This window comes from Yoonia sp. 2307UL14-13 (assembly GCF_037572755.1).
Lineage (GTDB): Bacteria > Pseudomonadota > Alphaproteobacteria > Rhodobacterales > Rhodobacteraceae > Yoonia.
Genome location: NZ_JBBIFZ010000011.1, coordinates 106,804 through 116,415, shown reverse-complemented (window position 1 = coordinate 116,415; position 9,612 = coordinate 106,804). Strand labels below are relative to the sequence as shown.

At 59.3% G+C, this 9,612-nt stretch carries 6 protein-coding genes and 1 tRNA gene; 5 read left to right on the top strand and 2 right to left on the bottom strand.

Going from position 1 to position 9,612, the window contains the following annotated elements; translation table 11 throughout:
- Positions 1-582: 582 nt before the first annotated feature.
- Both V8J85_RS19455 and V8J85_RS19450 read right to left on the bottom strand, forming a co-directional pair.
- Positions 583-659 (bottom strand) — tRNA-Arg (locus V8J85_RS19455).
- A 46-nt stretch (positions 660-705) separates the two neighbouring features.
- Positions 706-1,509 carry an undecaprenyl-diphosphate phosphatase gene (locus V8J85_RS19450; protein ID WP_339955447.1) on the bottom strand — a complete coding sequence of 268 codons (804 nt, stop codon included), beginning with the start codon at positions 1,507-1,509 and terminating at the stop codon, positions 706-708.
- 219 nt (positions 1,510-1,728) lie between these two features.
- Here V8J85_RS19450 and V8J85_RS19445 point away from each other — a divergent pair, with 219 nt between their 5' ends.
- The 5 genes from V8J85_RS19445 to gltB all read left to right on the top strand — a co-directional run bounded on the left by V8J85_RS19445 (position 1,729) and on the right by gltB (position 9,602).
- Entirely contained in the window at positions 1,729-3,198 is a 1,470-nt protein-coding gene (locus V8J85_RS19445; RefSeq protein ID WP_339955446.1) for an NAD(P)-dependent oxidoreductase, read from the top strand.
- 110 nt (positions 3,199-3,308) lie between these two features.
- The gene (locus V8J85_RS19440) at positions 3,309-3,980 is read left to right on the top strand and encodes a hypothetical protein (RefSeq protein WP_339955445.1); all 672 of its coding nucleotides are present in this window, start codon (positions 3,309-3,311) and stop codon (positions 3,978-3,980) included.
- Positions 3,977-4,642 carry a hypothetical protein gene (locus V8J85_RS19435; RefSeq protein WP_339955444.1) on the top strand — a complete coding sequence of 222 codons (666 nt, stop codon included), beginning with the start codon at positions 3,977-3,979 and terminating at the stop codon, positions 4,640-4,642. Before V8J85_RS19440 ends, V8J85_RS19435 begins: the two co-directional genes overlap by 4 nt.
- Entirely contained in the window at positions 4,621-5,073 is a 453-nt protein-coding gene (locus tag V8J85_RS19430) for a GFA family protein (RefSeq protein WP_339955443.1), read from the top strand. Before V8J85_RS19435 ends, V8J85_RS19430 begins: the two co-directional genes overlap by 22 nt.
- Complete coding sequence (gltB, locus tag V8J85_RS19425; protein WP_339955442.1) at positions 5,070-9,602, top strand: glutamate synthase large subunit; 4,533 nt, start codon at positions 5,070-5,072, stop codon at positions 9,600-9,602. The genes V8J85_RS19430 and gltB overlap by 4 nt, the downstream gene beginning before the upstream one ends.
- Positions 9,603-9,612 lie beyond the last annotated feature (10 nt).

Genomic DNA, 9,612 nt, shown 5'->3' with positions numbered 1-9,612 from the left:
AGGTGGTACATGCCGGTTGAGGAATGCACACGTTCCAAGACCCGCATCGCGCGCCGCTTGATCCGGCGCAGGTCCGCGTCCGTGACCAGCTCGTAGTCGTAGAGGCAATCGTCCTCGGTCATCTGTCCTTGGGCGACCGCCCGCTCCTGGGCGGCCTTCCGGGTCCTTTTCAAAAACTTCCGAAACCTTTCTTCGACGCTTCTGAGTGATGGGACATCATCGAGAAACTTGAGATCATGGAATGGAATTGTGGAGTGCGAACGAGACATGGCGGAGTCCTTTCATGGCGCAGAAACATCCTCCGCGCGCTTTACCCGGCCAAAAGGTGGCGGGCTGACTGATATGAAAGGTTCCGGAACCTGTGACTTACCAAGATCGAACAAAGCGCGAACTGTCAAATCAGGGGCGACCGAGGGTTTTGGGAGGCTCTCGATAGCATCAAGCCGGACCCAAATTAAGAATTTTGAATCAATAGGTTGCTTAGGTAATGGCATGGCCTCCAAACCACGGCCATATAAATTTGCGCGCACTTATTCTTTCTTTTGAGCGCACTTCCGGTTTTTCTGGCACATCTTGAGGAAATGGCGACCCCGGCAGGATTCGAACCTGCAACCTGCCCCTTAGGAGGGGGCTGCTCTATCCAGTTGAGCCACGGGGTCGTTCTGTGGTGTATGCGGCATTCGTCTTGGGCTGTAAACGCAGGGATCAGGTGTAGGCGATCCAGAGCAGAACCAGCCCGAGCGCGATCCGGTACATGACGTAGGGCGTGTAGCTGACCGCGCGCAGCAGCCGCATCATGAGCGTCAGTGCCAGTAGCGCGGCGGCGAAGGACATGGCGATGACGATGCCGATGTCCCGGAGGTGTTCGGCGTTGGCCGTGCCGATCACGTCGAGGCTGAGGAGCGCGGCGGAGGCGATGATTGTCGGGATCGACATCAGCATCGACAGTTTGGCGGCGTCGGTGCGGGTGTAGCCCAGCATGCGGCCGGCGGTGATCGTGATGCCGGAGCGCGAGGTGCCGGGGATCAGCGCGATGGCTTGAAAAACGCCCATCTGCAGCGCGTCTTTCAGGCTCCACTTTTCCGCTGTCTTTTCGTTGGGTCCGGTCTGGTCGGCCCAGTAGAGGAGGATGCCGAAGATGATCATTGTCCAGCCGATCAGGGCGATACCGCGCATGGCCTCGGACAGGCCGGTGAGCTTGAGGAAGAGGCCGAACAGGATGACGGGGATCGTCGCGATGAGGAGGCAGAGGGCGAGGAAGGCGCCTTGCGTATCGACTTTCCCACGGACAAGGCGGAGGGTGCCTGCAAGGGCCAGCCGGACGTCCGGCCAGAAGTAGAGGATCACGGCGGCGAGCGTACCGACATGGGCTGCCACGTCGATGATTTGGCCTTGATCGTCGAGGCCTGTCAGGGACGGCAGCAGGATCAGATGGCCGGAGGAGGAGACGGGGAGAAACTCGGTCAGGCCCTGGATCAGGGCTATGAGGAGCAGGTTGAAGGTGGTCATTTTGTCCAGCGGCTTGATTCGGTTGCGCCAACGTAACCCGTTAGGAATCAGGGGAAAGAGTCTATATAGGTCGCAATCCGGACCTAAATTTTCTGATCCTTTTGAAAGTTCAGCGTTGAGTTGTGGCAAGAAATGGATGATAGGTCAGTAATACTGTCTTTTTATCTGAAAAAACCTGATCTAAAAGGCGGCTCGCCTTGGGAAATGGGAGAATGTGCCATGGCTGGTCAAAAGATGCTCACATTTACGGCTATCGGGCGGGATATGCCGGAGAAGCGTCCTCCTAATCTACGGAAGGCGGACTTCGATGAGATTTATGCGCAGTACGCTGCCGAGAAGGCGGAAGAGCAAGCCAGCCGCTGCAGCCAGTGCGGTGTGCCTTACTGCCAGACCCATTGCCCGCTGCACAACAACATCCCGGATTGGCTGCGCCTGACAGCGGAGGGCCGCCTGCAGGAGGCCTATGAGATTTCGCAGGCGACCAATACCTTCCCCGAGATTTGTGGCCGCATTTGCCCGCAGGACCGCCTGTGCGAGGGCAACTGCGTGATCGAGCAATCGGGCCACGGCACCGTGACCATTGGCTCGGTCGAGAAATACATCACCGACACCGCGTTCGAGGAAGGCTGGGTCAAACCCATCCGCCCGCATGCGGAGCGCGGTGAAAGCGTTGGCATTATCGGCGCCGGTCCGGGTGGTTTGGCGGCGGCGGATATGCTGCGGCGTCAGGGAGTGCAGGTGACGGTCTATGACCGCTATGATCGCGGTGGCGGCCTGCTGACCTATGGCATCCCCGGCTTCAAGCTGGAGAAGGATGTCGTTATGAAGCGCATGGACCAGCTTGCGGATGGTGGCGTGCAGTTCGTGCTGAATTGCAACGTGGGCGAGGACCTGTCGTTCGACGCGATCCGGGGTAAGCATGACGCGATCCTGATCGCAACGGGTGTCTATAAAACAAGGGATTTGCCGAATTCCGACGCAGATGGGATTGTGAATGCAATCGACTATCTGACCGCCAGTAACCGCAAGTCATTCGGCGATGATGTGCCGGAATTCGACAGCGGTGAATTGAATGCGGATGGCAAACGCGTTGTCGTGATCGGCGGTGGTGACACGGCAATGGATTGCGTGCGTACTGCTGTCCGGCAGGGTGCTGAAAGCGTGAAGTGTCTGTATCGGCGCGACAGGGCGAATATGCCGGGTTCGCAGCGCGAAGTGCAGAATGCGGAGGAAGAGGGCGTGGAATTCGTCTGGCTGTCTGCGCCGAAAGGTTTCGCCGGTGATCCGAGCGTGACCGATGTGTCTGATCCTGGGGCCTTTACCGGGTCGGTGCGAGGTGTTGTCGTGGACAAGATGCGTCTGGGCGCGCCCGATGCGACGGGCCGTCAGACGCCCGAGTTGATCGACGGGGCCGATTATGTCGAGGACGCCAATCTGGTGATCAAGGCGCTGGGGTTCGAGCCCGAGGATCTGCCTGCGCTGTGGGGTGTCGAGGGGCTGGAAGTGACCCGTTGGGGCACAATCAAGGCCGATTTCGGAACGGGTGCCACCAGCCTTGAAGGGGTCTATGCCGCAGGTGACATCGTGCGCGGTGCATCGCTGGTTGTGTGGGCCATTCGGGACGGTCGGGATGCGGCGACGGCAATTTTGGACTACCTTGGTCAAGCGGCGGATGTGGCCGCTGAATAGCGAAAAACTGGTGTCGGAAAATCATCGGACTTTTATCGGAATTCCATCGGACCTTTCGTCAGACACCAAGATGTAGTTAGGTCAGTGATGCTGACTTGGAGGATGAAAAAATGATGAAGACGTTGATGGCTGCCACGCTGTGTCTGGCCGGAATGCCAGTGGTTGCTCAGCAGAGTTTTGCGGCGCCCGAAGGCTGCGAAGGCAAGCTGACCGTGCAGCAAAAGGGCTGTGTCATGGTCAATGTCTGGACGTGCGAGGCGGATGAGCCGGGTGATCAGTGGATCGCCTTGATTAGTCAGAATGGTGTCTTCAGCGTTCAGAAGGTCGACGACGAATTCCAGTGGGTCGAAAGCTATAAACTGGATGGCCGCGAAGAATTGCGCCAACCGGCGGACGACCCCGCGTCGCTGACCGAATTGTTCTCTAGCCAGATCGACACCTGGGATTTCGTGATCGAGACCGAGGAAGGGATCGAGCGTAATGTCGGCTATGACCAGCTGACCGGTGAGGAAACGGTGATCGACGGCGAGGTTCTGTTGAATACCGAATTTCAGGGTCGCACCCTGGATGGTGAGGGCAACGAGATTGAGGCGAGCAGTGGCCGCCAGTTCGTCAGCGAAGAACATCGGTTGTTTTTCTTTGGTGAGGCCTGGGATCAGGCGACGCCGGGCGACGTGATCGACATGTCGCCGGTCGAGTTTATCTATCCCGATGAGCCGGGCTTTTTCTCGGCCACCCCGAAGTTTGAGTGCAATGTGAATGAGGCCAGTTTCCAGCCATGAGATTTGTCGCTGCCCTGATCCTGCTTGCCGGCCCGGTCGCCGCCCAGCAATCGACCTTTGAACTGCCCACCGGCTGCGAGGCGTATCTGACCGTGCAGGCCAATAGCTGTAAGGTCGAACACCATTTCACCTGCAGTTTCGACCCCGAGGGTCATCAGCGCCGTGTCAGTCTTGATGAAAACGGGATGACCTATGCCGGGCGGATCGATGCGGAAACGCAGTGGATCGAGAGCATTCATGTTCTCAGCGGCCATTCGGAGCGGCTGGAGGACAGCCCGACCGAACCAGCGTCATTGTCGGACCTGATCGCGAATGGCGTAGACGATTATGACTTTCGCACGTTGTCCGAGCAGATCGGCGAAACCCGCTTTGTCGGGCAGGATACATTGACCGGCCGTCAGGTGACCATCGACGGGATCACGCTGGATGAGACGACCTATGACATCACCGCCTATGACGATGCGGGCGAGGTCATGTGGTCGAGCAAGGGCAATGAGTTCATCAACCGCGAATGGCGGATGTTTTTGTCGGGGACCGGGACGACGACCATTGGTGACGACTCCTTTGACCGTGACGAAAGCCCGGTCGAGTTCATCTTTCCGGGCGAGCCGGGGTTCCTGAGCGCCCGCCCCAAGCATGAATGCGGGGTCGCGATTTCGTGACGCAGGCGGCTGCCATATCCGGGCATTGTCTATGCGGCGCGGTGGACGTGGACGTTGCCCGGTTGGGCGACGGGATGAGCGCGTGTCATTGCGACATGTGCAGGCGTTGGACGGGCGCGGCCTTTGTTGCGGTTCATGCAAGGGGTCACGACGTGACCTTGAATGGTCCGGTCAAGACGCGCCAGACGTCGGAATGGGCAGAACGCGGGTGGTGCGATGCCTGCGGGTCGACCCTGTTTTACCGGGTGAAGCATGACGGGTCTTATGGTCTGTCGGCCGGGCTGTTCGACGATGCGGCGGGCCGCAGCCTGACCCAGGAATATTACGTAGACAAGAAACCGGAAGGCTGGGCCTTTGCCGGCGATCACAAGCGGATGGACACGGGCGAAACGCTCGCGTTTTTCGGCGTATCTGAAGGGGATCAACCATGACAACCTATGATCAATCCTGGGTCGCGGCTGAGGAAGCCAAGCGTCAGTGGATGGCCGAGAATTCGCTGTATACCGAAGCGGATGAGCATGCGTCTTGCGGTGTGGGTCTCGTGGTTGCGATCGACGGCGCGCCGTCGCGTGGCGTGGTCGAAAAGGGGATCAACGCGCTGAAGGCCGTCTGGCACCGTGGTGCCGTGGATGCCGATGGCAAGACGGGGGATGGCGCGGGCATTCACGTGCAGATCCCCGTTGCGTTCTTTGAGGATCAGATCCGCCGCACGGGGCACGAGCCGGTTGATGGCAAGCTGATCGCCGTCGGTCAGGTGTTTCTGCCCCGCACGGATTTCGGCGCGCAGGAGCGGTGCCGGACGATTGTGGAATCCGAAGTGCTGCGCATGGGTCACTATATTTACGGCTGGCGTCATGTGCCGGTGAACAATGACGTGCTGGGTGAAAAGGCGAATGCGACCCGCCCGGAGATCGAACAGATCCTGATCCGCTGTGAGAAGGATATAGATGACGAAACGTTCGAGCGTGAGCTTTATATCATCCGTCGCCGGATCGAAAAGGCCGCCGCCGCCGCGCAGATCGGTCAGATGTATCTGTGCTCTCTGTCGTGCCGGTCGGTCATCTATAAAGGCATGATGCTGGCCGAGCAGGTGGCGGAGTTTTATCCGGACCTGATGGATGCGCGGTTTGAGTCCGCCTTTGCGATCTATCACCAGCGGTATTCGACGAATACCTTCCCTCAGTGGGCGTTGGCGCAGCCGTTCCGCATGTTGGCCCATAATGGTGAGATCAACACGCTGAAGGGCAATGTGAACTGGATGCGGTCGCATGAAATTCGCATGGCGTCGTCGGCTTTTGGTGAGAAAGCGGAGGATATCAAGCCGATCATTCCGTCCGGGGCGTCGGATTCATCGGCGTTGGATTCGGTGTTCGAGGTGTTGGTCCGCGCGGGCCGCAACGCGCCGATGGCCAAGACCATGATGGTGCCGGAATCCTGGTCCAAGCAGGCGGTCGAGATGCCGCAGGCGTGGCAGGACATGTATTCCTATTGCAACGCGGTGATGGAGCCGTGGGATGGTCCGGCTGCCCTCGCCATGACGGATGGCCGTTGGGTCTGTGGTGGTCTGGATCGGAACGGGTTGCGTCCGCTGCGTTATGTTGTGACCGGTGATGGTTTGCTGGTTGCGGGGTCCGAGGTGGGCATGGTTCCTGTTGATGAAGCGACCGTAGTCGAGAAGGGCGCGCTGGGTCCGGGTCAGATGATCGCCGTGGATATGCAAGAGGGCAAGCTGTTCCACGATACCGAGATCAAGGACGTCTTGGCCGCGTCGCAACCGTTTGGTGAATGGGTCGGCAAGGTTGTCGCCCTGAATGACCATCTGCGGGATATCCCCGAGGTACCGCTGTTCGAAGGTGATGAGCTGCGCAAGCGGCAGGTCGCGGCGGGCTATTCGATTGAAGAGCTGGAGCAGGTCCTTGCACCCATGGCTGAGGATGGGAAGGAAATGATCGCGTCAATGGGGGACGATACGCCGTCGGCTGTGCTGTCGAAGACATATCGCCCGCTGTCGCATTTCTTCCGTCAGAACTTTAGCCAGGTGACCAATCCGCCGATTGATTCGTTGCGCGAAAGCCGGGTGATGTCGCTGAAGACCCGGTTCGGGAACCTCAAGAACGTGCTGGATGAGGATTCATCGCAGACCGAAATTCTGGTGCTGGAAAGCCCGTTTGTCGGCAATGCCGAGTTCGATGAAATGGTGCGCCAGTTCGGCGAAAGCGTCGCGTTCATCAACTGTACGTTCGAGCCGGGGCGCGGGGCGCTTTCCGCCGGGTTGCAGCGGATCAGGGATGAAGCCGAGGATGCCGTGCGCTCTGGCGCTGGCCATCTGGTGCTGACGGATGAGCATCAATCGCCTTATCAGGTGCCGATGCCGATGATTTTGGCGACAAGCGCCGTGCATTCGGGCCTGACCAAGCAGGGTCTGCGTACCTTCTGTTCGATGAATGTGCGGTCGGCGGAATGCATCGATCCGCATTACTTTGCCGTGCTGATCGGCTGCGGTGCGACCACGGTGAATGCCTACTTGGCGCAGGATTCCGTGGCGGATAGGGTCGAGCGTGGCTTGATCGAGGGCAACCTGACCGATGCGATGCGCCGCTATCGCGCGGCTGTCGATGCGGGCCTTTTGAAGATCATGTCAAAGATGGGGATTTCGGTTCTGTCATCCTATCGCGGTGGTCTGAATTTTGAGGCTGTGGGCCTTAGCCGCGCTATGGTGGCTGAGTATTTCCCCGGCATGCCATCTCGGATTTCCGGGATTGGCACGAATGGCATTCAGGCCAAGCTGGAAGAGGTCCATGCGCGCGGCTGGAAGGGCGGATCGGACGTGCTGCCGATTGGCGGTTTCTACAAGGCGCGCCGGTCGGGTGAAAAGCACGCTTGGGAAGCGCAGACGATGCATATGTTGCAGGCGGCCTGCAACAATGCGTCCTATGCGATGTGGCAGCAATATTCCAAGTCGATGCAGTCGAACCCGCCGATCCATTTGCGCGATTTGCTGGCGATGAAGCCGTTGGGCAAGCCGGTTCCGATTGAAGAGGTCGAGTCGATCACCGCGATCCGCAAGCGGTTCGTGACGCCGGGCATGTCGCTGGGGGCGCTGTCGCCCGAGGCGCATAAGACGCTGAACGTGGCGATGAACCGGATTGGCGCGAAGTCGGATTCGGGTGAGGGTGGCGAAGACCCGGCGCATTTTGTGCCGGAGCCCAACGGTGATAATCCGTCGGCGAAGATCAAGCAGGTGGCCTCTGGCCGCTTTGGTGTGACGGCTGAGTACCTGAACCATTGCGAGGAGTTGGAGATAAAGGTCGCCCAAGGGGCCAAGCCCGGTGAGGGTGGTCAGTTGCCGGGGATGAAGGTCACTGACCTGATTGCGCGGTTGCGTCATTCGACGAAGGGCGTGACGCTGATTTCACCCCCGCCGCACCACGATATCTATTCGATCGAGGATCTGGCGCAGCTGATCTATGACCTCAAGCAGATCAATCCGCGCTGTAAGGTGACGGTCAAGCTGGTCGCCAGTTCAGGTGTTGGAACGATCGCTGCGGGGGTCGCGAAGGCGAAAGCAGATGTTATTTTGATCTCTGGCCATAATGGCGGGACGGGTGCCAGCCCGGCGACCTCGATCAAATATGCCGGTCTGCCGTGGGAGATGGGCCTGACCGAGGCGCATCAGGTTCTGGCGATGAACAACCTGCGTGAGCGGATTACTTTGCGCACCGATGGTGGTCTGCGCACGGGCCGTGACATTGTCATGGCCGCCATGATGGGGGCGGAGGAGTACGGGATCGGGACCGCCGCCCTGATCGCCATGGGCTGCATCATGGTGCGCCAGTGCCAGTCGAATACCTGCCCGGTTGGGGTTTGTACGCAGGACGAAAGTCTGCGCGCGAAGTTCACCGGCAATGCCGACAAGGTGGTGAACCTGATCACGTTCTATGCGACGGAAGTGCGCGAGATTTTGGCGTCGATTGGTGCCCGGTCATTGGATGATGTCATTGGTCGTGCGGACCTGCTGACGCAGGTGTCGCGTGGGTCGGCGCATCTGGATGATCTGGATCTGAATCCGCTGCTGATCACGGTCGATGGCGCGCATAAGATTTCGTATGATCGTGAGCGGCCAAGGAATGCCGTCGATGACACGCTGGACGCGCAGATCGTGCAGGATGCGGCGCGTTTCCTGAACGATGGCGAGAAGATGCAGCTGGATTATGCGGTGCAGAACACGCTGCGGACGATTGGGACGCGGACGTCGAGCCATATCGTGCAGAAGTTCGGCATGCGGAATAGCTTGCAGCCGGATCATCTGACGGTGAAGCTGCGCGGCTCGGCTGGGCAATCGCTGGGCGCGTTTGCGGCGCCTGGGCTGAAGCTGGAAGTGTCAGGCGATGCCAACGATTATGTCGGTAAGGGCCTGTCGGGCGGCACGATTGTCGTGCGTCCGCCGATGGTCAGCCCGCTGGTTGCTGCTGACAATATGATCATCGGCAATACGGTCCTTTATGGCGCCACGGATGGTTATCTGTTTGCCGCGGGTCGTGCCGGTGAGCGGTTTGCCGTGCGGAACTCTGGCGCGAAGGTCGTGATCGAGGGCTGCGGCACGAATGGCTGTGAGTATATGACCGGTGGTGTGGCTGTGATCCTTGGGTCGGTCGGTGCCAATTTTGGTGCCGGGATGACGGGTGGTATGGCGTATCTGTACGACCCGGATGGTGCCTCGGCTCCGCTGATGAATATGGAAACGCTGGTGACTAATCCGGTCATGGTTGACCATTGGCATGATCAGCTGAAAGGGCTGATCGAGCGGCATCTGGAAGAGACGGGCAGCCGAAAGGCGGCGGATATCCTACAGCATTGGGAAACGGAGCGCGATCATTTCGTGCAGGTCTGCCCGAAAGAGATGTTGGTCCATCTGCCGCATCCGCTGACGGTCGAACCGGCTGCGATGCCTGCGGAATAGAAACAAAACG